20 protein-coding genes, 2 pseudogenes and 1 riboswitch are annotated in these 24,433 nt (G+C 65.8%); of the genes and pseudogenes, 9 read left to right on the top strand and 13 right to left on the bottom strand.

The genetic code is table 11. The annotated features are described in order from the left end of the window. On the bottom strand, nucleotides 1-429 hold the full coding sequence (gene mraZ, locus EST26_RS01905; RefSeq protein WP_291065258.1) for a division/cell wall cluster transcriptional repressor MraZ: 429 nt from the start codon (nucleotides 427-429) through the stop codon (nucleotides 1-3). A 399-nt stretch (nucleotides 430-828) separates the two neighbouring features. Between mraZ and EST26_RS01900 the strand changes: the two genes are divergently transcribed. Continuing rightward, nucleotides 829-1,467, top strand: a complete 639-nt coding sequence (locus tag EST26_RS01900) for an MBL fold metallo-hydrolase (protein ID WP_291064945.1) — start codon at nucleotides 829-831, stop codon at nucleotides 1,465-1,467. On the opposite strand, the gene EST26_RS01895 is transcribed toward EST26_RS01900, so the two are convergent. Then, nucleotides 1,449-2,333, bottom strand: a complete 885-nt coding sequence (locus tag EST26_RS01895) for a M48 family metallopeptidase (protein ID WP_291064943.1) — start codon at nucleotides 2,331-2,333, stop codon at nucleotides 1,449-1,451. The two genes, EST26_RS01900 and EST26_RS01895, sit on opposite strands and share 19 nt — an antisense overlap. A gap of 91 nt (nucleotides 2,334-2,424) precedes the next feature. On the opposite strand from EST26_RS01895, the gene EST26_RS01890 reads away from it, so the two are divergent. Further along, nucleotides 2,425-3,822 (top strand): MFS transporter, encoded by a 1,398-nt coding sequence (locus tag EST26_RS01890; RefSeq protein ID WP_291065256.1) that lies wholly within the window; start codon nucleotides 2,425-2,427, stop codon nucleotides 3,820-3,822. Nucleotides 3,823-3,868: 46 nt separating this feature from the next. On the opposite strand, the gene EST26_RS01885 is transcribed toward EST26_RS01890, so the two are convergent. Beyond that, nucleotides 3,869-4,732, bottom strand: a complete 864-nt coding sequence (locus tag EST26_RS01885; RefSeq protein ID WP_291064941.1) for a pirin family protein — start codon at nucleotides 4,730-4,732, stop codon at nucleotides 3,869-3,871. Between the two features lie 85 nt (nucleotides 4,733-4,817). On the opposite strand from EST26_RS01885, the gene EST26_RS01880 reads away from it, so the two are divergent. Then, on the top strand, nucleotides 4,818-5,846 hold the full coding sequence (locus EST26_RS01880) for an RNA methyltransferase (RefSeq protein ID WP_291064939.1): 1,029 nt from the start codon (nucleotides 4,818-4,820) through the stop codon (nucleotides 5,844-5,846). 23 nt (nucleotides 5,847-5,869) lie between these two features. After that, a riboswitch (S-adenosyl-L-homocysteine riboswitch) is annotated at nucleotides 5,870-5,976 on the top strand. A 24-nt stretch (nucleotides 5,977-6,000) separates the two neighbouring features. Then, nucleotides 6,001-8,808, top strand: coding sequence for a methionine synthase (gene metH, locus EST26_RS01875; RefSeq protein ID WP_291064937.1), 2,808 nt, complete (start codon nucleotides 6,001-6,003; stop codon nucleotides 8,806-8,808). Between the two features lie 75 nt (nucleotides 8,809-8,883). Here the strand turns inward: metH and EST26_RS01870 are convergent, their stop codons facing one another. From EST26_RS01870 to EST26_RS01845, 6 genes and pseudogenes are all read right to left on the bottom strand, one after another. Continuing rightward, on the bottom strand, nucleotides 8,884-9,897 hold the full coding sequence (locus tag EST26_RS01870) for an NADP-dependent oxidoreductase (protein ID WP_291064935.1): 1,014 nt from the start codon (nucleotides 9,895-9,897) through the stop codon (nucleotides 8,884-8,886). A 32-nt stretch (nucleotides 9,898-9,929) separates the two neighbouring features. After that, the gene (locus tag EST26_RS01865; protein WP_291064932.1) at nucleotides 9,930-10,355 is read right to left on the bottom strand and encodes a PaaI family thioesterase; all 426 of its coding nucleotides are present in this window, start codon (nucleotides 10,353-10,355) and stop codon (nucleotides 9,930-9,932) included. A 122-nt stretch (nucleotides 10,356-10,477) separates the two neighbouring features. Next, nucleotides 10,478-10,585: pseudogene (locus EST26_RS01860) on the bottom strand (gluconate 5-dehydrogenase); the annotation flags it as partial. Continuing rightward, nucleotides 10,576-11,760, bottom strand: coding sequence for an acetyl-CoA C-acyltransferase (locus EST26_RS01855; protein WP_291064930.1), 1,185 nt, complete (start codon nucleotides 11,758-11,760; stop codon nucleotides 10,576-10,578). The gene EST26_RS01855 and the pseudogene EST26_RS01860, both read right to left, overlap by 10 nt. 18 nt (nucleotides 11,761-11,778) lie before the next feature. After that, the gene (locus EST26_RS01850) at nucleotides 11,779-13,887 is read right to left on the bottom strand and encodes a 3-hydroxyacyl-CoA dehydrogenase NAD-binding domain-containing protein (protein WP_291064929.1); all 2,109 of its coding nucleotides are present in this window, start codon (nucleotides 13,885-13,887) and stop codon (nucleotides 11,779-11,781) included. Between the two features lie 122 nt (nucleotides 13,888-14,009). After that, nucleotides 14,010-15,617, bottom strand: a complete 1,608-nt coding sequence (locus EST26_RS01845) for an iron ABC transporter permease (protein WP_291065254.1) — start codon at nucleotides 15,615-15,617, stop codon at nucleotides 14,010-14,012. Nucleotides 15,618-15,701: 84 nt separating this feature from the next. Between EST26_RS01845 and EST26_RS01840 the strand changes: the two are divergent. Further along, nucleotides 15,702-16,754: pseudogene (locus EST26_RS01840) on the top strand (ABC transporter ATP-binding protein); the annotation flags it as partial. Nucleotides 16,755-17,028: 274 nt separating this feature from the next. On the opposite strand, the gene EST26_RS01835 reads toward EST26_RS01840, so the two are convergent. Next, nucleotides 17,029-17,583, bottom strand: a complete 555-nt coding sequence (locus EST26_RS01835) for a flavodoxin family protein (protein ID WP_291064926.1) — start codon at nucleotides 17,581-17,583, stop codon at nucleotides 17,029-17,031. 45 nt (nucleotides 17,584-17,628) lie between these two features. Next, nucleotides 17,629-18,330: a pirin family protein gene (locus EST26_RS01830; protein ID WP_291064924.1), complete on the bottom strand. Its 702-nt coding sequence runs from the start codon at nucleotides 18,328-18,330 to the stop codon at nucleotides 17,629-17,631. Nucleotides 18,331-18,482: 152 nt separating this feature from the next. Here EST26_RS01830 and EST26_RS01825 point away from each other — a divergent pair, with 152 nt between their 5' ends. Next, nucleotides 18,483-19,430: a LysR family transcriptional regulator gene (locus tag EST26_RS01825; RefSeq protein WP_291064922.1), complete on the top strand. Its 948-nt coding sequence runs from the start codon at nucleotides 18,483-18,485 to the stop codon at nucleotides 19,428-19,430. A gap of 145 nt (nucleotides 19,431-19,575) precedes the next feature. Here EST26_RS01825 and EST26_RS01820 read toward each other — a convergent pair whose 3' ends face one another. Further along, nucleotides 19,576-20,031: an OsmC family protein gene (locus EST26_RS01820; protein ID WP_291064920.1), complete on the bottom strand. Its 456-nt coding sequence runs from the start codon at nucleotides 20,029-20,031 to the stop codon at nucleotides 19,576-19,578. Nucleotides 20,032-20,282: 251 nt separating this feature from the next. Between EST26_RS01820 and ilvA the strand changes: the two genes are divergently transcribed. Then, on the top strand, nucleotides 20,283-21,881 hold the full coding sequence (gene ilvA, locus EST26_RS01815; protein ID WP_291064918.1) for a threonine ammonia-lyase, biosynthetic: 1,599 nt from the start codon (nucleotides 20,283-20,285) through the stop codon (nucleotides 21,879-21,881). A 24-nt stretch (nucleotides 21,882-21,905) separates the two neighbouring features. Then, complete coding sequence (locus tag EST26_RS01810; RefSeq protein ID WP_291064916.1) at nucleotides 21,906-23,030, top strand: nicotinate-nucleotide--dimethylbenzimidazole phosphoribosyltransferase; 1,125 nt, start codon at nucleotides 21,906-21,908, stop codon at nucleotides 23,028-23,030. A gap of 282 nt (nucleotides 23,031-23,312) precedes the next feature. On the opposite strand, the gene EST26_RS01805 is transcribed toward EST26_RS01810, so the two are convergent. Then, nucleotides 23,313-23,807 (bottom strand): type II secretion system protein N, encoded by a 495-nt coding sequence (locus EST26_RS01805; protein ID WP_291064914.1) that lies wholly within the window; start codon nucleotides 23,805-23,807, stop codon nucleotides 23,313-23,315. Between the two features lie 213 nt (nucleotides 23,808-24,020). On the opposite strand from EST26_RS01805, the gene gspG reads away from it, so the two are divergent. After that, nucleotides 24,021-24,431, top strand: a complete 411-nt coding sequence (gene gspG / locus EST26_RS01800; RefSeq protein ID WP_291065252.1) for a type II secretion system major pseudopilin GspG — start codon at nucleotides 24,021-24,023, stop codon at nucleotides 24,429-24,431. Nucleotides 24,432-24,433 lie beyond the last annotated feature (2 nt).

Raw genomic sequence — 24,433 nt, 5'->3', positions numbered from 1 at the left:
TCAGAATGAAAAGTCCTTCAAGACGTCGGGCATTTGCGCCTGCATCGCCTGCGCTTCCTGGGCTGCGTACTGCTGTGCGTCCCACAGTTCAAAATAAGCCCCCATGCCCAACAGCACAGCGTCCTTGCTGATGCCGGCTGCGGCGCGCAACTCGGGTGCAACCAACAAGCGAGCCGAGGCGTCCATCTCCACCTCCATCGCATTGCCCAAGAAAATGCGCTTCCACCACTGGGCCTGCATCGGCAGCGCGGCAATGCGCTCGCGAAAACGCTCCCACTCGTTGCGCGGAAACAGCATCAGGCAACCATGCGGATGCTTGGTGAAAGTAAGTGGATTGGCGGCGGCCGCGTTCAGGGCGTCCCGGTGCCGGGTCGGCATGGAGAGCCGACCCTTGGTATCGAGGCTGAGAAACGACGCGCCTTGGAACACCGACATCAATCCTTACGGCCACTTTTTACCACTAATCTGCACATTCTCCCACTTTAGCAGGAAGTTCGGCCAGTGCAAGGCATAGACGATGCATTTTTCAATGGAATCAATCGGTTGGAATCTGTTTCCAAGCATCGTTTGATAGGAAAATCCTACCCCGACAAGCAGTTGGATGAAATTGTGGATGTGATCTCTGAACACATCAGCAGATCGACGGCGCCAGCACATAGGGCTGCCCGCCCATCGCGCCGCCCCGCTCCGCGCTGCTCGGTGACAATAGAGCCTGCGCCACCAGACCGACCGGCGCCGAGGTGGCGAATGGCCACCCCGTGCTGCTTTTTCGACCCGTCGGCGCATCTGCAGGTTTTATTCTTGGCCCCTCCATTACCCCGAGCCGACATGCTGCAACACCACACCGTTCCGGTCACCGCCTTTGCGCAGAACTGCTCCATCGTCTGGTGCGACCAGACGCTGCAGGCCGCCGTCATAGACCCCGGCGGCGACATCGATCGGGTGCTGGCCGAAGTGGCGCGCCTGGGGCTGAACCTGAAAGCGATCTGGCTCACCCACGCGCACATCGACCACGCCGGCGCCAGTGCCGAACTGGCGCGACGCCTGAGCTTGCCCATCATCGGCCCGCATCCGGGTGACCAGTTCTGGATCGACGCTCTGCCGCAACAGGGCAGCATGTTCGGTCTGCCGCGCAGCGAGGCCTTCACGCCCACGCGCTGGCTGAGCGACGGCGACTCGGTGCAAATCGGCCACTGTGTGCTAAGCGTGCGCCACTGCCCCGGCCACACGCCGGGACACGTGGTGTTTCACTCGGCGCAGGCCAAGCGCGCCTTCGTGGGCGACGTGCTGTTTGCTGGCAGCATCGGCCGGACCGATTTTCCGCAAGGCGACCATGCGCAATTGGTTCGCAGCATCAAAGAACGCTTATGGCCTATGGGCGACGACACGGTGTTCGTTCCTGGCCACGGGCCGCAGAGCACCTTTGGACAGGAACGGCGCAGCAATCCCTACGTCGGCGATCGCTGAACGCCCCGGCGCGCCTGCTCGAACAGGCCCTGCACCTTGGGCAGGTTGGCCTGCAGCTCGCGAATCCGCTCTGGGCCCGCCGGGTGGGTGGAGAGAAACGCCGGACCGCCGTTGCGGGTGTGCGCGATCATTTTCTCCCACAGACTCACACTGGCGGACGGCGCAAAGGCCGATCGGGCGGCGATCTCCAGACCGACCAGGTCGGCGTCGGTCTCATCCTCACGGCTAAAGCGCAGGCTCAGCAACTGGGTGCCCAGATTGGCCGCCACGTTGCCCACGTCGCCCAGGCCCAGCATCTGCGACAGCAGCGACAAGCCCATGCCGGTGGCCTGCGTCTTGGCCAGCCGTGCGCGCGCGTGCTCGCGCACGGCGTGCGCCATTTCATGGCCCATGATCATCGCGGCCTCGTCATCGCTCAGCCTGAGCTGCTCCAGAATGCCGCTGAAAAAAGCAATTTTGCCGCCCGGCATGACGAAAGCATTGATTTGCGGACTTTGAATCAGGTTGACCTCCCAGTTCCAGTTGCGCGCGCGCCGGTTCCAGGGTGTGGCATGCGGAATCAGGCGGCGCGCCAGGCCACGCAGACGCCGTACCTGGGCGTGGCCGTCGGGCAGCAGCACCCGGTTGGCACGCGCCTCGGCCATCATGGCGCTGTACTGCTGGCTGGCGGCACGTTCGAGCTGTTCGGCCGGCACCAGATTGCGCAGCGCCGAAGTCTCGCCCACGGCCACCTGTGCGGCGGCTGGCAGCGCGGCCGCGGCCGCACCGGCCGCGCCAGCGAGCAAAAAAGCACGCCGCGCCGACCAGACATGTTCGGGCCGTGGCGCAGCCGCAACGGAAGACTTCAAATCGCAGAGCAAGCACATGTGCCGATAATAGACAAAACTTCGCGTCTTTGCTTGCTCGCCCACCCCGATGTCCGTGCCTCCTGCCCCTGCCGCTGCAATCACCCCCACGGTGCATGACCATCCGGCAAGCCCAAGCGCGCAACGCCCCAGTTGGGGGCAGGCGCTGCGCGTGTACCTGGAGCCAGCCAGCCTGCGCATGCTGGCGCTGGGTTTTTCCGCTGGTCTGCCGCTGCTGCTGGTGCTGGGTACGCTCAGTTTTCGCTTGCGCGAAGCCGGACTGGACCGCACCACCATTGGCTACCTGACCTGGGTCGGGCTGGCCTACGGCTTCAAGTGGTGCTGGGCGCCGCTGGTCGACCGCCTGCCGATTCCCGTACTGACGCGCTGGCTCGGGCGCCGCCGCAGCTGGCTGTTGCTGGCGCAACTGACCATCATCGCCGGCCTGATCGGCATGGCGCTGGCCGACCCGCGCACCCAATTGACCGCCGTGGTCTGGTTTGCGCTGCTGGTGGCCTTTGCCTCGGCCACGCAAGACATTGCGCTCGACGCCTACCGCATCGAGTCGGCCGATACGACGCGCCAGGGCGCGCTGGCCGCCACCTACCAAAGCGGCTACCGGCTGGCCATGATCTGGGCCGGCGCCGGCGTGCTATGGATTGCCGCCCGCGCCGAGGTGGCGCCCGCCGTCGCTGGCGTGGACGCCGCTCCCGGCGTGCTCTACCAGCAGGCCGCCTGGAGCACCGCCTACTTGGTGATGGCGGCATCCATGCTGGTGGGCGTGTGCACCGTGTTGTTCACGCGCGAGCCGCTGGCGGTGCTGCTGCCGGTGGCAAGAAATGCCGGCAGTTGGCTGCGCAGCGCGCTGATCGAACCCTTTGTCGACTTTTTGCACCGCTACGGCAAACATGCGCTGCTGATCCTGGCGCTGATCGGCGTCTACCGCATCAGCGACATCGTCATGGGCGTGATGGCCAACCCGTTTTACGTCGACATGGGCTACACCAAGGACGAGGTGGCCGCGGTCAGCAAGGTCTACGGCCTCATCATGACGCTGCTCGGGGCCTTCATAGGCGGCGCGCTGGCGATGCGCCTGGGCGTGATGCGGGTGCTTATGCTGGGCGCCTTTTTGTCGGCCTTGACCAACCTGCTGTTCGCTTGGCTGGCCGGTCACGGCCACGACCTGACGGCGCTGATTGCCGTCATTTCGGCCGACAACCTGAGTTCGGGTCTGGCCTCGGCCGCCTTCATTGCTTACTTGTCGAGCCTGACCAATGTGCGTTATTCGGCCACCCAGTACGCGCTGTTCAGCTCCATGATGTTGCTGGCGCCCAAGTGGCTGGCTGGTTTTTCCGGGGCCTTCGTCGACGCTTTTGACTACCAGACTTTTTTCATCATGACCGCCTGCCTGGGCCTGCCGGTACTGCTGCTGGTCTGGCTGGCCACGCGCATGGAAAACACAGTCGCAGCGGCGGCGCCCGACCCCGGTCGAGCGCCGCCGCTGGAGTAATCCTCGCGTGCCCGAGGCCCACCCGCACGCCGTGGGTCTTGGCCTCTCAGTCCAGCCGGCCCATGCGCCCGCTCTGGTAATCGGCCAGCGCCTGGCGAATCTGCGCCTGGCTGTTCATCACGAAGGGGCCGTGGCCCAGCACCGGCTCGTCTATCGGTTCGCCAGCCAGCCAGAGCACGCGGGCGTCGGTGACGGCTCCGAGCATGACGCCGGCGCCCTCACGGCGCCAGCCAATCAGTTCGCTCGCGTCGGCCTGCGCGCCGTCCGCCGTTTTCACCCGCCCCTGCAGCACCAAGGCCAGCGCGGTATGGCCGTCAAGGACGGGCAGCGTCACCGAGTGCCCGGCTTGCAGGCGCACATCCCCCACCTGTATCGGCGTGAAAGTCCTGGCCGGGCCTTGGGCGCCCAGCCATGAGCCGGCGATCAGACGCAGCGTGCCGGCGCCGTCGGGCAAGGGCACGGTGGGTATCTGCGCCACGCCTATGCTCTGGTAGCCGGGCGCTGTCATTTTGTCGCGCGCCGGCAAATTGACCCAGAGCTGCACCATATGAAACGGCCCTCCGCTGCGGGCAAAGGCTTCACTGTGAAACTCCTCGTGCACGATGCCAGCGCCGGCGGTCATCCACTGCACGTCACCCGGGCCGACGCTGCCGAGCGCGCCGGTCGAGTCGCGGTGCGACACCTCGCCGTCGAGGACGATGGTGACGGTTTCGAAACCACGGTGCGGGTGCGCGCCTACGCCACGCCGCTCGGCTGTCGGCTCAAAGGCGGTGGGGCCTGCGTGCTCAAGCATCAAAAAGGGCGAAAACAAAGCGGGATCGTCCTGGTAAGAAAACAGCGTTCGCACCGGAAACCCGTCACCCACCCAATGGGTCTGGGTGTTGCGCTGAATGTGAAAGGTGGATTTCATGCCCGGATTCCTTCGTGTGCTGCATTTCGAGTCCTCATTGTCCACCTGTTGCCGCGACGCTGCGCCGTAAGGGACAATCCTGTCCATGCGCATTGCACAACTGCGCGAGCGCCTGCAGGCGCTCGGCGCCCGCCCCAAACACGAGCAGCGCGTGTTGCGCCACTGGAGCCTGGCGTTGCCACAGACGGCGGGCCGGCGCAAGATCGAGCATTTTCTGCCCGCCGCCCTGCGCGCCGAGCTGCCGGCCATAGCGGCCGAGCTGGCTGCGCTGGCGCAGCTCGAATCGGAGCACCCAGGCGCAGACGGTTCGTCCCGTCTGCTGCTGCGGCTGGCCGACGGGCAAATGGTCGAGGCCGTGCTGCTGCCACGCGAGGGTTTGTGCGTCTCGACCCAGGTCGGCTGTGCTGTCGGCTGCCGCTTTTGTATGACCGGCACCAGCGGCTTGATCCGCCAGTTGGGCAGCGCCGAGATCGTGGCGCAGGTGGTGCTGGCCCGCACCCTGCGGCCGGTGAAAAAAGTGGTGTTCATGGGCATGGGCGAGCCCGCGCACAACCTGGACAACGTGCTGCAAGCAATCGCGCTGCTGGGAACGGTGGGCAACATCGGCCACAAAAACCTGGTTTTTTCTACTGTGGGCGACCGGCGCGTATTCGAGCTGTTGCCGCTGGGGCCGGTCAAGCCCGCGCTGGCGCTGTCGCTGCACACCAGCAAGGCCGACCTGCGCGCCCAACTGCTGCCGCGCGCGCCGCATCTGACGCCGCAGGAGCTGGTGCAGGCCGGCGAGCGCTACGCCCGCGCCACCGGCTACCCGATTCAGTACCAGTGGACGCTGCTCGATGGCGTCAATGACGGCGACGACGAGATCGAAGGCATCGTGCGCTTGCTAAGCGGCCAGCACGCCGTTTTGAACCTGATTGCGTACAACGCGGTATCCGGCTTGCCGTTTGCGCGTCCGAGTGGGGAAAAAGCCGCCGACATGGCGCGCCGCCTGCACCGGCGCGGCATTCTGACCAAGCTGCGCCAGTCCGCCGGGCAGGATGTGGACGGCGCCTGCGGCCAGTTGCGCGTGCGTGCAAGCGCTTTGGCGCGTCCGGTGCGCGTGTGGACTGCATAGCGCTGCAACCACTAAAATGCCACCCTCTCAAGGAGCGCTGCAGCGCCGGCCCCCGTGTCGGCGTCAGGCTTGAGTCAACCGGACAATAAGGTGCCTGCCGCTTGCCCGGCTCCAACGGCGCTCACCAGTTTCAGCCTGAACCCCTGGTGAGCCCATGTCCGCTGCGTCCAATCCCGCCGTTTCTCCCGCTTCGTCACCTGCCGTACCACCCATGCTGCTCTGCGGCCTGGAGCTGCTGCGCATCGGCGCCGTCTGTTCAGATGGGGACGGATCTGAAGGTCAGTCCCGAACCGCTTCGTTTGTGAACATTGGCGAGCGCACCAACGTCACCGGCTCCAAGGCTTTCGCCCGCATGATCCTGAACGGCGAGTACGAGCAGGCGCTGGCGGTGGCGCGCCAGCAGGTGGAAAACGGCGCACAGGTGATCGACATCAACATGGACGAGGCCATGCTCGATAGCCAGGCCGCGATGGTGAAGTTCCTCAACCTGATCGCCGGCGAGCCCGACATCGCGCGCGTGCCGGTGATGGTGGACAGCTCCAAGTGGGAGGTGATCGAGGCCGGCCTGCGCTGCGTGCAGGGCAAGGGCGTCGTCAACTCGATCAGCATGAAAGAGGGCCTGGCCGAGTTCAAGCGCCAGGCGCGGCTGGTCAAGCGCTACGGCGCTGCCGCGGTGGTGATGGCCTTTGACGAAAAAGGCCAGGCCGACACTTACGAGCGCAAGATCGAGATCTGCGAGCGCGCCTACCGCGTGCTGGTGGCGGATGTTGACCAAGGTGGGGTGGGTTTCCCGCCGGAAGACATCATCTTCGACCCCAACATTTTTGCCATCGCCACCGGCATCGAGGAACACAACAACTACGCGGTCGATTTCATCAACGCCACGCGCTGGATCAAGACGAACCTGCCGGGCGCCAAGGTCAGCGGCGGCGTGTCCAACGTGTCGTTCAGCTTCCGGGGCAACGACCCGGTGCGCGAAGCGATCCACACCGTGTTCCTGTACCACGCCATCCAGGCCGGCATGGACATGGGCATCGTCAACGCCGGCATGGTGGGTGTGTACGACGAGCTCGAACCCGAGCTGCGCGAGCGGGTGGAAGACGTGGTGCTGAACCGCCGACCCGACGCGGGCGAGCGACTGGTTGAAGTGGCCGAAAACGCCAAGGGCTCGGCCAAGGACGAGAGCAAGAAGAACGAATGGCGCGGCCTGCCGATCCGCGCGCGCCTCACGCACGCGCTGGTGCGTGGCATGAACGAGCACATCAGCGAAGACACCGAAGAGATGTGGCGCGAGATCGAGGCCGATGGCGGACGCCCGCTGCACGTGATCGAAGGCCCGCTGATGGACGGCATGAACGTCGTCGGCGACCTGTTCGGCCAGGGCAAGATGTTCCTGCCGCAGGTGGTCAAGAGCGCGCGCGTGATGAAGCAGGCCGTGGCCCACCTGCTGCCCTACATCGAGGCCGAAAAGCTGGCCCAGGCCGCTGCCGGGCAGGACGTGAAAACCAAGGGCAAGATCGTCATCGCCACCGTCAAGGGCGACGTGCACGACATCGGCAAGAACATCGTCACCGTGGTGCTCCAGTGCAACAACTTCGAGGTGGTCAACATGGGGGTGATGGTGCCCTGCCACGAGGTGCTGGCCAAGGCCAAGGAAGAGGGTGCCGACATCGTGGGCCTGTCGGGCCTGATCACGCCCAGCCTGGAAGAAATGCAGGTCGTGGCCAGCGAAATGGAGAAGGACGCGCACTTTCGCGAGCGGCAGATTCCGCTGCTGATCGGCGGCGCCACCTGCAGCCGCGTGCACACCGCTGTGAAGATCGCGCCGCACTACAGCGGCCCGGTGGTCTATGTGCCGGATGCTTCGCGCAGTGTGAGCGTGGCGCAGGGCCTGCTGGGCGAGCAGGCGGCGAAGTACATCGCCGAACTGAACGCCGACTATGACAAGGTGCGCACGCAGCACGCGAACAAGAAGCAGGTGCCGCTGTGGCCGCTGGACAAGGCGCGTGCCAACAAAACGCCCATGGACTGGGCGGGCTTCCAACCCGCGAAACCCAAGTTCATCGGCAAGCGCCCCTTCAAGAACTTCGACCTGGCCGAGATCGCCAAGTACATCGACTGGGCGCCGTTCTTCCAGACCTGGGACCTGGCCGGGCCGTACCCCGCCATCCTCACCGACGAGGTGGTGGGCGAGCAGGCTAAGCGCGTGTTTGCCGACGCGCAGGCCATGCTGAAGAAGATCATCGAAGGCCGCTGGTTGAGCGCCAATGGCGTGATCGGTCTGTACCCGGCGAATGCGGTCAACGACGACGACATAGAGCTCTACACCGACGAGAGCCGCAGCCAGGTCGCGCTCACCTGGCACGGTCTGCGCCAGCAGACCGAAAAACAGGAAATGGACGGCGTGCTGCGCCCCAGCCTGTGCCTGGCCGATTTTGTCGCCCCCAAGGGGGTGGCAGACGACTATGTCGGCCTGTTTGCCGTCACCGCCGGCCTGGGTGCCGAAAAGAAAGAACAACAGTTCCTGGACGCACATGACGACTACTCGGCCATTTTGTTCAAGGCGCTGGCCGACCGTCTGGCCGAGGCCTTTGCCGAGTGCCTGCACCAGCGCGTGCGCACCGACCTATGGGGCTACGCGGGCGCTGAATCAGCCAGCACGCAAGACCTGATCGATGAAAAATACCAAGGCATCCGCCCCGCGCCGGGCTACCCGGCCTGCCCGGATCATTCGGTCAAGCGCGCTGTGTTCGAGCTGCTGCGCTGCGAGGACATTGGCATGCGCCTGACCGAAAGCCTGGCCATGCGACCGGCCGCAAGCGTCAGCGGCTTTTACCTCAGCCACCCGCACAGTCGGTATTTCAACGTCGGCAAGATCGGCGCCGACCAGGTGCAGGATTTGGCGCGACGCAGCGGCTTGCAAGCCATCGAACTGCAACGCTGGCTGGGGCCAAATTTGTAATGACCCGCGTGCGCCGCTAACGGTGGCAGTCCCGCGGCTCCCCTGAAGGGTGACGTCGCAGGCGGCTCGGGTGGGTCACATCCTCACCAGCTGTTTACCGACATTTTTGCCTTTGAGCAAACCCAGAAAAGCCTCGGGCGCGTTCTCCAGGCCCTGCGCCACGGTCTCGCGCGGGCGCAGCTTGCCAGTGGCCACCAGCAGGCCCAGCTCGGCCAGCGCTTCGGGCCAGACTTCCATGTGTTCGCTGACGATGAAGCCTTCGATCTTCAGCCGGTTCATCAGAATCAGCGCCGGGTTGGCCAGCGGCAGCGGCGCGCCGTCGTAGCCCGCGATCATGCCGCAGACCGCGATGCGGCCGAAGGCGTTCATGCGCAGCAGCACGGCGTCCAGGATCATGCCGCCCACGTTCTCGAAGTGACCGTCGATGCCGTTCGGGCATGCCTGTTTCAGTGCCTTGGCCAGCGAATACATGTCTGGGTGTTGCCTGTGGTCGATGCAGGCGTCAAAGCCCAGTTCGTCCACCGCATAGGTGCATTTCGCCGGTCCGCCCGCGATGCCCACCACGCGGCAGCCGCGCGCTTTGGCCAGGGCACCGAAGGCACTGCCCACGGCCCCGGTGGCGGCGCTGACGACCACCGTCTCGCCCGCCTTGGGGTTGATGATTTTCACCAGACCGTACCAGGCGGTCACGCCCGGCATGCCGACCGCGCCCAGGTAATAGGACAGCGGCACGTGGGTGGTGTCCACCTTGCGCAGCGCGGCGGGCTGTGTCGCGTCCACCACGCTGTACTGCTGCCAGCCGCCCATGCCCACCACCGGGTCGCCGACCTTGAATCTGGGGTGTTTCGATTCGACCACCTCGCCCACGGTGCCGCCGATCATGACCTCGCCCAGCGGTTGCGCCGCCGCGTAGCTCTTGCTGTCGTTCATGCGGCCACGCATGTACGGATCCAGGCTCAGGTAGTGGTGCTTCACAAGCACCTGGCCATCGGCCAGGGCCGGGGTGTCGGTGGTGATCAGCTTGAAGTTGCCGACGGTGGCAACGCCCTGCGGGCGGTTGTCGAGAATGATCTGTTGATTCGCGGGCATGCTGTGTCTGCGGGTTGAGGGCGACCGACAGCTCAGTCGGTCTTCAAGGTATTGAGCGCGTTGGTGAACGTGCCCACCGGCAGGCGTGGCACGAACTTGAAGGTGCCGGTGGCGTGGGCGCAAAGCTTGCCCGTGGCATCGAAGATGCTGCCTTCGGTGAAGGCCATGGTGGCGCTGCGGTGCAGCAGTTTTCCCTTCGCCTGCAGCGGCCCTTGGGCGGCGCGCATGAAGCTGGTCTTCATCTCGATGGTGACGCAGCCCATGGCCGGTTCCACCGAACGCGCCGCGTGCGCCATCACCACATCGAGCAGCGTCATGCTGGCGCCACCGTGCACCACGTTGAACGAGTTCTCGTGTTCGCGCCTGGGCGCGAAGGCGATCTCTGCCTCGCCGCCTTCGAACTTTTGCAGTTTAAAGCCGAGCAGCTCGACGAAAGGGATGTGGACAGAAAACTCCATGGGGCCTGTCAAAATATCCGTTCGTCCTGAGCCTGTCGAAGGACTTGCGAGGTGTTCGTGTACGAGGGCTTCGACAAGCTCAGCCCGAACGGGGTGGAATGCGCTCAACGAAAAGGACTCGTTCAGCCGCCAGTGATCGCGCTCACGCCACCATCCACCGCCAGCCACTGCCCCGTGATGTGTTTGCCCGCATCCGATGCGTACAGCACGGTGATGCCCTTCAGGTCTTCGACAAGACCTCGAACACACCCGCCGCGCCCATGCCGCCGCCAATGCACATGGTCACGCACACCCGCTTGGCGCCACGGCGCTGGCCTTCGATCAGCGCGTGGCCGGTCAGGCGCTGGCCCGACACGCCGTAGGGGTGGCCCACCGCAATCGCGCCGCCGTTGACGTTCAGCCGCTCGGGCGGAATGCCCAGCTTGTCGCGGCAGTACAGCACCTGCACCGCGAAGGCCTCGTTGAGTTCCCACAGGTCGATGTCGCTCACCTTCAGACCCAGGCGCGCGAGCACCTTGGGGATGGCGAACACCGGGCCGATGCCCATCTCATCCGGCTCACAACCGGCGACGGCAAAGCCCAGGAAACGGCCGAGCGGCTGCAGGCCACGCTTCTGCGCCAGGGTTTCGTCCATCAGCACGCAGGCACCTGCGCCGTCTGAAAACTGGCTGGCGTTACCGGCAGAAATGAGTCCGCCCGGCAGCGCCGAGCGCAGGCCGTGGATACCTTCAAATGTGGTGCCGGCGCGGATGCCTTCGTCGTTTTCGACCGTGACCTGTTGGGTCATCAGGCCCAGACCCAAGTCGACGACACCGGCGGTGACGGTGATGGGCGCGATCTCGGCCTTGAACAACCCGGCTTGCAGCGCGGCCGTGGCACGCTGCTGGCTGGCCGCGCCGTACTCGTCCATGGCGTCGCGGCTGATGTTGTAGCGCTTGGCCACCTGTTCGGCGGTCTGCAGCATGTTCCAGTAAATCTCGGGCTTGATCTTCTCCAGCGCCAGGTCCTTGAGCATGTGCACATTCATTTCCTGCTGCACGCAGGAGATGCTTTCCACGCCACCGGCCACGTACACCGAGCCCTCGCCCGCGATGATGCGTTGCGCGGCCAAGGCAATGGTCTGCAGGCCCGAGGAACAGAAACGGTTGACGGTCATGCCCGAGACCGTGATGGGCAGGCCGGCCTTGAGCGCGATCTGGCGCGCGATGTTGGCACCGGTCGCGCCCTCGGGGTTGGCGCAGCCCATGATCACGTCTTCGACTGCTGCGGCTTCGATACCGGCGCGCGCAACAGCGTGCTGCACGGCGTGGCCGCCGAGCGTGGCGCCGTGGGTCATGTTGAAAGCGCCCTTCCAGCTCTTGGCCAGGGGCGTGCGGGCGGTGGAGACGATGACGGCCTTGGTCATGAGGGTGTCCTTGTGGCTTTAGAAGGTTTCACCGGCGGCGGCCAGCTTGGCCAGCAAAGGCGCCGGCTCCCAGAACTTCGCATCGTCCAGCGGGTTCTTCGCGAAGCGCTTCATGGCCTGCACCACGTTGAACAGGCCCACTTCGTTGGCGTAGTTCAGCGGGCCGCCGCGGTGCACCGGGAAGCCGTAACCGAAGATGTAGACCACGTCGATGTCGCTGGCCTTGTTGGCGATGCCCTCTTCCAGAATGCGCGCGGCCTCGTTGACCAGCGAGAACACCAGGCGCTGCACGATTTCTTCGTCCGAAATCTTGCGCGGCGTGATGCCGGCAGCGGCGCGGTGGTCTTCAATCATCTGCACCACTTCCGCGTTCGGGATGGCGTCGCGCTTGCCCGGCAGGTAGTCGTACCAGCCGGCGCCGGTCTTCTGGCCGAAGCGGCCCTGCTCGCACAGCAGGTCGGCGGTCTTGCTGTACTTCATGTCCGGCTTTTCCTGGTAGCGGCGCTTGCGGATCGCCCAGCCGATGTCGTTGCCGGCCAGGTCGCCCATGCGGAACGGCCCCATGGCCATGCCGAACGTCTCCATCGCCTTGTCCACCTGCTCGGGCGTGCAGCCTTCGTCGAGCAAAAAGCCAGCCTGGCGGCCGTACTGCTCGATCATGCGGTTGCCAATGAAGCCGTCGCACACGCCAGACACCACCGCCGTCTTCCCGATCTTTTTGGCCACCGCCATCACCGTGGCCAGCACGTCCTGGGCGGTGGCGTCACCGCGCACCACTTCCAGCAGTTTCATCACGTTGGCCGGGCTGAAGAAGTGCAGGCCCACCACGTCCTGCGGGCGCTGGGTGAAGTTCGCAATTCTGTTCACGTCCAGCGTCGAGGTGTTGGATGCCAGGATGGCACCGGGCTTCATCACGCGGTCGAGTTCCTTGAACACCGCTTGCTTGACGCCGATCTCTTCGAACACGGCTTCGATCACCAGGTCGGCCGAGCCGATCTCGTCGTAGCTCAGCGTGGTGGACAGCAGGCCCATGCGCTGCTCGTACTTGTCTGCTTTGAGCTTGCCCTTCTTGACCTGGGCTTCGTAGTTCTTGCGGATGGTGGCCACGCCGCGCTCCAGCGCTTCCTGCTTCATCTCCAGCATCTTCACCGGGATGCCGGCGTTGAGGAAGTTCATGGCAATGCCGCCGCCCATGGTGCCGGCGCCGATCACGGCCACCGATTCGATGGCGCGTTTGGGCGTGCCTTCGGGCACGTCGGGGATTTTGCTGGCGGCACGCTCGGCGGTGAACAGGTGGCGCAGCGACTTGCTCTGCGGCGTCCACATCAGGTTAATGAAAATCTCGCGTTCGAAGGCCATGCCGTCAGCAAATTTCTTCTGGGTCGCGGCTTCCACCGCGTCCACGCACTTGGGCGGCGCCGGGAAGTTCTTGGCCATGCCTTTGACCATGTTGCGGGCGAACTGGAAGTAGGCGTCGCCGTCCTTGTGCTTGCACGGCAGGTTGCGCACCAGCGGGAAGGCGGAGCCGTCCGCGTGTTGGGCGGCCATCTCGCGGGCGAAGGCCAGGGCTTCTTCGGCCAGCGTTTCGATTGATCCGGCCAGCCTGTCGAACAGCTTCTGGCCCGGTAGCTGCGCCAGCAACTCGCTCTTGACCGGTTCGCCGCTGACGATCATGTTCAGCGCGGCTTCCACGCCCAGCACGCGCGGCAGGCGCTGCGTGCCGCCAGCGCCGGGGATCAGACCCAGCTTCACTTCAGGCAGTGCCACGCTGCAGCCCGGCGCGGCGATGCGGTAATGCGCGCCCAGCGCCAGCTCCAGGCCGCCGCCCATGCACACGCTGTGCAGCGCCGCGATCACCGGCTTGCTGCTGTTCTCCACGCGGCTGATGACCGACAGCAGGTGGGGCTCTTGAATGGCTTTGGGTGAACCGAACTCGCGGATGTCGGCGCCGCCCGAAAACGCCTTGCCAGCGCCGGTCAACACGATGGCCTTGACCGCCGCATCGTTCTCGGCCTGCTCCAGCCTCTGGACGATGGCCTGGCGGGTGGACAAGCCCAGGCCATTGACCGGCGGGTTGTTCAGCGTGATGACGGCCACATCGCCGTGAACCTGGTACCCAGCGGTCATGGAATCTCCTCTGTGGGGTGCGGGGAAAAACAAAAACGAACGGTCGTGCGATTCTAGGGAATTTGTGCGGTGCGGCAAGCGCCGCTTGTCAAAGACGCGGACGGGTTTGTGCGCTCAGCCTCTCAGCGCTGGCGCAGCGTGCGGCTGAGCAAAATCACCGGCAGCAGGCCGACCAAAACCAGCGTCAGCGCGGGCAGTGCGGCCTCGCCCAGACGCTCGTCGCGCGCGAGCTGAAACGTCACCACCGCCAGCGTGTCGCTGTTGAAAGGGCGCAGCACCAGGGTGACGGGCAGCTCTTTGAGCACGTCGACAAACACCAGCAGCGCGGCGGCGGCGCTCGAGCGCAGCAACAGCGGCCAATGCACGCGCCAGGCCAGCGCCAGGCCGGTGCTGCCCAACATGCGGGCCGATTCGTCCAGGCTGGGCGCAATGCGCGCATAACCGCTTTGCACTGACTGCAAAGCGACCGCCGTGAAGCGCACCAGGTAGGCCCAGATAATGCCGAGCGCGCTGGCCGTGATCCAATAACCGACCGCGCTTTGCGGGTGCAGTTGCTGCACCCAGCCGACCGGCAGCAAAATGCCGACCACGATCACCGCCCCCGGCACCGCGTAGCCCAGACTGGTGATTTGCACCGCGCTGCGGGTGACGCCGCCCGGTCGCACCCGCAGCGCAAACGACAGCAGCAGCGCCAGCGCGGTGGCCAGCACGGCGCTCAGGCCAGCCAGCCAGAAGCTGTTGCGCGACCAGAGCAAAAACCGGTCCCAGGGCAAGACATCCCAGCCGCCAATCAGCGGGCGCAGCATGAACAACACCGGCAGCACGAAACCGAACAGAATCGGCAAGCCGCACACCAGCACCGCCAGCGCGGCACGCCGGCCGCGCAATCGCACCGGCTGCGCATCGGCGCTGCCGCCGTGCAGGCCGCGCGCGGCGGCAAAGCGCATGCGCGCCTGGGCGCGCTGCTCCAGCCACAGCAGCAAGGCCACCGTGACCAGCAGCATGGTGGAGAGCTGGGCGGCGGCGGTGGGCATGTCCATCACCAGCCAGGCCTTGAGGATGCCGGTGCTGAAGGTGTGGATGCCGAAGTAACTCGAGACACCGTAGTCGGCCAAGGTTTCCATCAAGGCCAGCGCCACGCCGGCGGCCACCGCCGGGCGCGCCAGCGGCAGCGCCACTTCGACGATGCGCCGCCGCAGCGGCGCACCCAGCAACCGCGCCGCCTCCATCAGTTGCGCGCCGCGCTCGGCCAATGCGGTGCGCGCCAACAGATAAACGTAGGGGTAGAGGGTGAAGATGAACACCCAGGCCGCCCCGGGTGTGCTGCGGATTTCGGGCAACAAGCGGCCGCGCAGCTCGAAGGTCTCGCGCAGCCAGACCTGCAGCGGGCCACCGAACTGCAAAAAATCAGTGTAGGCAAAGGCCACCACGTAAGCCGGCATCGCCAGCGGCAGCAGCAGCGCCCACTCAAATACGCGCCGGCCAGGAAAGTCGAACAGCGTGACCGCGCTGGCGGTCACTATGCCGACCAGCGCCACCCCCAGCGCCACCGCCAGGCAGAGCAAGAAGGTGGTCAGCACGTAGCCTGGCAACACGGTTTGCGCCATGTGCAGCAGCACGTCGCGCGCGGCGGCGTCGAACTGCAACCAGGAGGCCCCCAGCGCCAGCAGCGGCAGCGTCAGCGCCAGTACCAGCAGAATAAAAAGGGCCAAGAATAAGCGGCGCAGCATGGGCAAAGCGATGGGAAGTGGAGCAGACAAGAGCGCCCCGACGGCGTCACGAATGAGAATTGTAGTCATCTACAATCACGCACCATGTTCCTGAACCTGTCCCAACTCAGCGTGCGCTACCCCGGCCAGACGCAGGCGGCGGTCAACGGCGTCAGCCTGGGCCTGAGCGCAGGGCAAATCGGCGTGCTGATCGGGCCTTCGGGCTGCGGCAAGACCACGCTGCTGCGCGCCGTCGCCGGGCTCGAGCGCGCCAGCGCCGGCAGCATCAAGCTCGACGGCGAGACCGTCGGCGACAGCCAGCACCACATACCGCCCGAGCAGCGCCGCATCGGCATGGTGTTCCAAGACTATGCCTTGTTCCCGCACCTGGACGTAGGGCGCAACGTGGCGTTTGGCCTGGCCCGGCTGCCGCGCGCCGCACGCGCCGCGCGCGTGGCCGAGGTGTTGGCGCTGGTCGGGCTCGAAGACATGCAGACGCGCTACGCGCACGAACTCTCGGGCGGACAGCAACAGCGCGTGGCGCTGGCGCGCGCGCTCGCGCCCAAGCCGCGCCTGCTGCTGCTGGATGAACCGTTTTCCAACCTCGACGTCGAACTGCGCGAGCGGCTGGCGCACGAGGTGCGCGCCATTTTAAAAAGCGCCGGTGCCACCGCGCTGTTCGTCACGCACGACCAACTGGAAGCCTTTGCCGTCGGCGACCTGATCGGCGTCATGCACGAGGGCCAGTTGCACCAATGGGACGAGGCGTACGCGCTCTACCACCGCCCGGCCACGCGCTTCGTGGCCGAATTCATCGGCCACAGCGTCTTCCTGCCGGCGCAGTTGCAACAGCAAGAACAAAAGGTGGTGGTGCAGACCCCGCTCGGCGCGCTGCAAGACATTGACGAATGCCCGCTGCCCAGCGCCTACGCAGACGGTCTGTGCGACGTGCTGCTGCGCGCCGACGACATCGTGCACGACGACTCGGCGCCCGTGCAGGCACAGATTGTGCGCAAGGCGTTTCGCGGCGCCGAATTCCTCTACACCCTGCGCCTGGGCAGCGGCGAAACGCTGGTCGCGCACGTGCCCTCGCACCACAACCACGAGCTGGGCGAGTGGATAGGCATACGTGTCGAAGTCGAGCACGTGGTCACGTTTGCGCGCGGCGCCAGCGCCAGTGCGGCGCCGGCGCCGGCGCCGCGTCTTGGGTCGTTCTCTCACAACCAAACGGGCATGACTTTGAAAGGCGCCCTAAAAAATGAAAGTCCTGCCCGTTCTCCCTCACCCCCAACCCCTCTCCCGCACGCGGGACAGGGGAGCGAAGTGAGTCGCGGCCCGACTTTCACGTTAATCAGCGCCTTCAGCGGGGCTTGACAAGCACGGAGGATGGCCCCTTCGGGCCGATTTCAGCAAGGAACGGGCAAGCGCAGCCTCAGCGACTAAACCGTGCCGCGACAACCGCCACGCGCTCACCAAACAAACGCGCGGTCTCCAAGTCGCCCGGCAACATTTCGTTGGCGCCGGCGTCTGACGGGCTCTGGGCCATGGCGCCGCTGAACGAGCCCAGGTAATTGATGTCGTTGCGCTGCGCGGCCTTGCTGTTGCTGGGCATCGTGCCGCTGCCAACCCACACGCCACTGTGCTGCATGGCCAGGGTGAACAGGTAATGCAGCGTGGACAGTTTGTCGCCGTTCATGGTGGCGCTGTTGGTGAAGCCGGCGAACAGCTTGTCTTTCCATTGCTGACTGAACCAGGGCTTGCTGCTGGCATCGGCAAACTTCTTGAACTGCCAGCTCACGCTGCCCATGTAGGTGGGCGAGCCCATGACGATGGCGTCGGCCGCGGCCAGCGCCTCCCAGCCGCCAGCGGGCAGGTTGCCATCGGCGTCGATCGCCAGCAACTCCGCGCCCGCGCCATCGGCCACCGATTGCGCCATGCGCTGGGTGTGACCGTAACCCGAGTGATACACCACAACTACTTTGACCATGAAAAACTCCTGTTGTAAAACGCCGAAGCGCGATAGAAAAAATGCTCAGGCAGCGAGATCGAAAACCAGCACCTCGGCGTCTTCGCCGTGGCGCAACTGAAGCAGCGCCTCACCCTCGAGCAAGGCGGCATCGCCGGCGTGCAAGGCCTGGCCGTTCACGTCCAGCGTGCCGCGCACCAGGTGCACGTAGGCCTTGCGCGCGGGGTCCAATGCCAGCTCGGCGGTTTCGCTGTCGTCCAGCAGACCAGCATACAGCGCCGCGTCGGCGTGCAGGCTCACCGAGCCTTGCGCGCCATCGGGCGCGGCCACCAGCTTGAGCCGACCGCGCTTGTCGGCTGCGGCAAATGTTCTCTGTTCGTAGCCGGGCTCGGTGCCCTTCAGCTTGGGCTCGATCCATATCTGCAGGAAGTGCGTGGTCTGGTCTGGCGCATGGTTGAACTCGCTGTGCGTCACGCCTGTGCCCGCGCTCATGCGCTGCACGTCACCGGGCGGAATGCCTTTCACGTTGCCCATGCTGTCCTTGTGCGCCAGGTTGCCCTGCAACACATAGCTGATGATTTCCATGTCGCGGTGACCGTGCGTGCCAAAGCCGGCGCCAGGCGCGATGCGGTCCTCGTTGATCACACGCAGATTGCCCCAGCCCATCCAGGCCGGGTCGAAGTAGCCCGCGAATGAAAACGAGTGCCAGCTCTTGATCCAGCCGTGGTCGGCGTAACCGCGTTCCTGGGAGCGTCGAATCTGCATCATGGTCGGTCCCCGTAAGGGTCAGCACACGTCGCTGGCCTGCCCTGCATTGTGGCCCGTGCGGGACCCAGGCAGGCACCAGCCATTTGATGGCATCATTCAATTCAATTGAATTGATGAATGCCTGACGAATCAAACTTAGAGTGACATCCCACATGGCCATCCCCAACCAGCGCGCCGCCCTCTCGCCCGAAAATCTGGGCCTGATCGAAGCTGTGGCGCGCCAAGGCAGCATGGCCGCAGCGGCGCGCGAGCTGGGCCTGGTGCCCAGTGCGCTGACCTACCGCGTGCGCCAGATCGAGGACGCGCTCGATGTGCTGCTGTTCGACCGCAGCGCGCGCCGTGCCCAGCTCACACCCGCCGGCGCCGAGCTGCTGCGTGCTGGCCAATACCTGCTGGACGAGATCGATGCCGTGGCCCAGCGCGTCAAGCGCGTGGCCACCGGCTGGGAGCCGCAGCTCAGCATCGCGGCCGACGCCACCATTGCCCGTTCCACCCTGTTCGAGCTGTGCGAGGCCTTTTACGCCACCGGCGCTCCCACGCGGCTCAAGCTGCGCGCCGAGACGCTATCCGGCACGCTCGAAGCGCTGAAAAGTGGCCAGGCTGATCTGGCGCTCGGTGTCGCGGCCGAGCTCTCGCTGGCCGAAATCCAGACCGAGCCGCTGGGCCAGCTGCGCTTCGTCTACGCCGTGGCACCACAGCACCCGCTGGCAGCGGCCAGCCACAGCCTGTGCGACGAAGAGCTGCGCGAGCACCGCGCCGTGGCCGTGGCCGACAGCTCACGCCGCGGCAACGGCCAGACGCACAACCTGCTGCCCGGGCAGGACGTGTTCACCGTGCCCACCATGCAGCACAAGCTGGAGGCGCAGTTGCGCGGCCTGGGCTGCGGCTTCCTGCCACTTCCCATGGCCCAGCCCTACATCAGCGCCGGGCGGCTGGTGGTCAAGGCGGTACAAAGGCACAACCCGCCGATCCGCCTGGCCTACGCCTGGCGCCGCCCGCGCTCAGAAGCCGAGACCGGCCAAGCCATGCGCTGGTGGCTCGACCAACTACAACACGCCAACACCCGCCGCGCCCTGCTGGAGAAGCATCACCTGAGCTGACACCTGCGCGCAGCGTCATTGTCCCCGGATGAGCCATGCAAAAAAACACCGCACCACTGCCAGCCTGGGAACGCGCGCCCCGCGCGCAAAAACAATAGGCGAGCTGCGGCCAAGCCAAGCCCCGTCGGCCAAGAACGGGCGCCGCTCAGGCCGCCACGTCGTGCAACTCGAAGCTGGTGCTGATGGTGGCGGTTTTGCCCAGCATGATGCTGGCAGAACAGTATTTTTCTTGGCTCAGGGCAATGGCGCGCTCGACCGCCTGGGCCGGGATGGCGCGGCCGCTGACGCGAAAGTGCAGATGGATTTGGGTGAAGACTTTCGGGTCGGTGGCGGCACGTTCGGCGCTGAGCTTGACGCTGCAGCCGCGCACATCGTGGCGACCGCGCTTGAGCACCAGCACCACGTCGTAGGCGCTGCAAGCGCCCGCGCCCGCCAGCACGGCCTCCATGGGGCGCGGCGCCAGATTGGCACCCCCTTGGTCGGGTTTGTCGGCGTGCGGCGCGCCGTCCATGTGCAGCACATGGCCGCTGCCGGTCTCAGCCATAAAGCCCATGTTCGAGCGGGTACCGGCAGCGCCAGTCCAGGAAACGGTGCATTCCATGCTAAATCCAGTGGTGTGAGCGACGCTCTAAGAATGACAAAGCGGCGCCATCTTTGAACTTTGCTCACAAAAAGAAGCAAAATAAAGTGCCCGCTATGTTGCAATGCAGCATGGCGGGCGCTACACTGGCGCCATCGCATTGTAGGTTGTCTCCTCTGCCCTCACGGGTGGATTCAAACCCGGTTCGGCACTGTCGAGCCGGGTTTTTTTTTGGCCACCCGCCTCGCTATCATCGGCAGCGAGGAAACACGATGCCTGACCGCCCTGCCCACACCGCCTTTTGCAGCGCCGCGCCGCCTGCTGCCCTCAGTCCAGCCGACTACCTGAAAAAAATTCTGAACGCCCGCGTCTATGACGTGGCGATCGAGTCGGCGCTGGAGCCGGCCAAAAACCTGAGCCAGCGGCTGGGCCACACGGTGCTGCTCAAACGCGAAGACCAGCAGCCGGTGTTCAGCTTCAAGCTGCGCGGGGCCTACAACAAAATGGCGCATCTGAGCGCTGCGCAACTGCAAAAAGGCGTGATCTGCGCCTCGGCCGGCAACCACGCGCAAGGCGTCGCGCTGGGCGCGCGCAAGCTAGGCACGCGCGCGATGGTGGTGATGCCGACCACCACGCCGCAGCTCAAGGTCGACGCGGTGCGCGCGCTCGGCGCCTCGGTGCTGCTGCACGGCGACAGCTACTCCGACGCCTACAGTCACGCCGTGGCCTTGCAACAAAGCCAAGACCTGTGCTTTGTGCACCCGTTCGACGACCCGGACGTGATTGCCGGCCAGGGAACGATTGCGATGGAAATTCTGCGCCAGGTGCAGAGCCTGAGCTCGGACCGTCTGGACGCGGTGTTCGTCGCCGTCGGCGGCGGCGGCCTGATTGCCGGCGTGGCCAATTACATCAAAGCGGTGCGCCCACAGATCAAGGTGATCGGGGTGCAAATGAACGACTCGAACGCCATGCAGCGCTCGGTCGACGCCGGCCGGCGCGTCACGCTGTCCGAAGTCGGTCTGTTCTCCGACGGCACGGCGGTGAAACTGGTGGGCGAGGAAACCTTTCGCATCGCGCGCGAACTGGTGGACGAATTCGTGCTGGTCGACACCGACGCGGTGTGCGCGGCGATCAAGGACATTTTTGTCGACACGCGCAGCATCGTCGAGCCCGCGGGCGCGCTGGCCGTGGCGGGTATCAAGCAATACGTGGAACGGCATCAGCCCCAGGGCCAGACCTACGCCGCCATCTTGTCCGGTGCCAACATGAACTTCGACCGCTTGCGCTTCGTGGCCGAACGAGCCGAACTCGGCGAAGAGCGCGAGGCCTTGTTTGCCGTCACGATTCCCGAGCAGCGCGGCAGCCTGCGCCGCTTTTGCGAGCTGCTGGGCCAACTGCCGGGCGAGCCGCGCAACGTCACCGAGTTCAGCTACCGCATTCACGACAGCACGCAAGCGCATGTATTCATGGGCCTGAGCACACACGGCAAGGGCGAATCCAGCCAACTGGCCGCCCTCTTGCGCCGGCACGGTTTCCAGACGCTGGAGCTGACGCACGACGAGCTGGCGCAAGACCATCTGCGCCACCTGGTGGGCGGGCATTCGCCGCTGGCGCACGACGAACGCCTGCTGCGCTTTGTGTTTCCCGAACGCCCGGGCGCGTTGCTGAAATTCCTCAGCCTGATGCGCCCGGGCTGGAACATCAGCCTGTTCCACTACCGCAACCAGGGCGCCGACTACGGACGCATTCTGGTCGGCCTGCAGGTGCCGCCACAGGACGGTCTGGCATTTGACGAATTCCTGAGCACACTGGGCTATCCTTTCATCGAAGAAAGCGACAACCCGGTGTATCGGCTGTTTCTCAAGAGCTAAGATCGCTTAGCCCAGATGCCGATCATGTCTGCCCAGCCAGGTATGGCCAGCGTCAAGCCCGCCGACAGCGCCCGCCCGCCGGCGGGCTTGACGCTGCCCAGGCTGCTGCCGACGACAGATGCCGGGCTCGGTGCAGCGCTGGCGCAACGTCTGGCGCTGCCCACGCAGCCAACCCAGGCGTTGGGCCGGCTGCAGACGCTGCTGCTGCAACTGGTGCGGATTCAAAGCACCAAGCCGCCGGCTTTCGACCGGCTGGCGCTGGATGCGCCACAACTGCTGGTGTTTGCCGCCGACCACGGCATTGCCGATGCAGGCGTATCGGCGTTTACGCAAGCCGACAGCTTGCAGCGCGTGCTGCACCTGCTGCGCGGCCAGGCGGCGGTGAATGCACTGGCCGCCCTGCACGGCTTTGATCTGACGCTGGTTGACGCCGGCTTGGCCGCGCAACTGAGCCGGCCGCACGACGCGCTGGCGCAGGTGTCGCTGTTGAGCCGGAAAATCGGCCACGGCAGCCGCAACATGCTGCTGAGTCCGGCCATGTCGCCGCAACAGGCCGTCGCCGCACTGCATGCCGGCATGGACGTGGTGCGCCACCTGCCGGGCCAGGTGCTGGCGCTGGGCAGCATCGGCGTCGGCGGCAGCTCGTGCGCTGCCTTGCTGCTGTCGCGGCTGTGTGGCGTGCCGCTGGCCGACGCCAGCAACGACTGCACCGACGCCCCGGCGGCTCACGCTTTGGCCGCCGAGGTGCAGCGCAAACACAAGCTCAAGCAACTGCTCAAAGTCGCGCGTCGGCACTACCACGCCGTCACAGCCTTCGATGCCCTGGCGGCCATGGGTGGCTTCGAAATCGCCATGATGGCCGGCGCCATGTTACAAGCCGGCGCCGAACGCCGCGTGGTGCTGGTCGACGGTTTTGTCGCCGGTGCGGCCGCGCTGGTCGCACACGGCCTGTGCCCGGCCGTGTGCGACTATCTGGTATTTGCCCAGCGCTCGGTCGCGCCGGGGCACCGCCTGCTGCTGCTGCACCTGCAGGCGCGACCGCTGCTGGATCTGGAGCTGCACCTGGGCCAGGGCGAAGGGGCGTTGCTGGCTTGGCCGCTGCTGCAAGCGGCGCAGCGGCTGCTGGCGCAGCAGACCCCGGCCGGATGATCCCGGCGCGCAAACCCTGAGCGAATGTCCTGATCCGGTCGCAGAAGAAGCATCAACCGTTCGCCCTGAGCTTGTCGAAGGGCTTCCTACGGCAAGCCTATCCTGAGCCTGCCGAAGTGGGGAAATTGGAATCTGACCCCGATTTCTGTGAAGTAGCAACCGTTCGCCCTGAGCCTGTCGAAGGGCCTGTCCTGAGCCTGTCGAAGGAAGCCTGTCGAAGGAAGCCTGTCGAAGGGCTCTGTCCGTACAGACGTACAGAACTCAAGACCGCGCAGGGCCGAATCACTCCGGCGCGGCCAGTTCGGGCAGGCGCAGCTCGACCGTGCTGGGTCCGTTCAGTGCTGGGCCCAGCCGCACCACGCGCGGCTGCACCGCCTGCAGCACCAGACCGCCTTCGAGCACGGCACCCACGCGGTAAGGGCGCGGCGGCTGGGCATCGACTGCTATCAGCGCTGCACCCCGGTCGCCGCCACTGGCCACCACGCCAAACAGCACATAACGCGCAGCCACCGCCTGCGCCAGCACGCCGGCGGTGGCCGGCGCAGGCGTTGCGGCAACACCCAGCACACGCGCCAGCTCGGCCACATCGACACTGAGCGCGGCCGGTGCGGGCGCCGGCTGCAGCGTCAGCGCCGGTTGGCCCCAGATCGACAACAACCAGTACCCGGCGCTCAGACCAGCGCCGAGCCAGAGCAGCGCCGCCGCCAAGGCAGGCGTCCAGCCTGCGCGCGCGCTACCCAGGGCGACCGCATGCGCCAGAGATGCCGACTTGTTCATCGCCCCATTATCTGAGATTGTCCGGCATCGGACCGGCGCAAGCCCGGTGCCGGGCCGAGCAGGCACGAGACGGCTGCCAGCGGCGCGGATTAAGATCAGGCCTGCCGCACCCGGGTCTGCCGGACCCGCCAACGTAGCCGCACGCCGGAGAAAACAATGCCACGCCCCGACCGCCCAGACCGCCCTGACACCTTGGCAGCCGCCCGCAGCGCCATGCGCGCGCGCGGCTTCACCCTGATCGAGCTGATGGTGGTGCTGGTCATCATCGGCGTGCTGGCCGCGCTGATCGTGCCCAACGTGCTCGACCGCGCCGACGACGCGCGCAGCACCGCCGCCCGCACCGACGTCAACAACATCCAACAGGCACTCAAGCTGTACCGGCTGGACAATCAACGTTTTCCCAGCGCCGAGCAAGGGCTGGCGGCGCTGGTCAGCCGGCCAACGGCCAACCCGGTGCCGCCGAACTGGCGCCGCTACCTGGAAAAGCTGCCCACCGATCCCTGGGGCCGCCCCTACCAGTATCTGAACCCAGGCCTGCACGGCGAGGTAGACGTGCTTTCGCTCGGCGCCGACGGTCAACCCGGCGGCGAAGGCCGCGACGCCGACATTGGCAGTTGGCAGTGAGT

The sequence above is a fragment of the Hydrogenophaga sp. genome, from assembly GCF_014773545.1.
GTDB lineage: Bacteria > Pseudomonadota > Gammaproteobacteria > Burkholderiales > Burkholderiaceae_C > Hydrogenophaga.
Note: the sequence above shows the minus strand (reverse complement) of the source record. Positions and strands in the feature narration are given on the sequence as shown.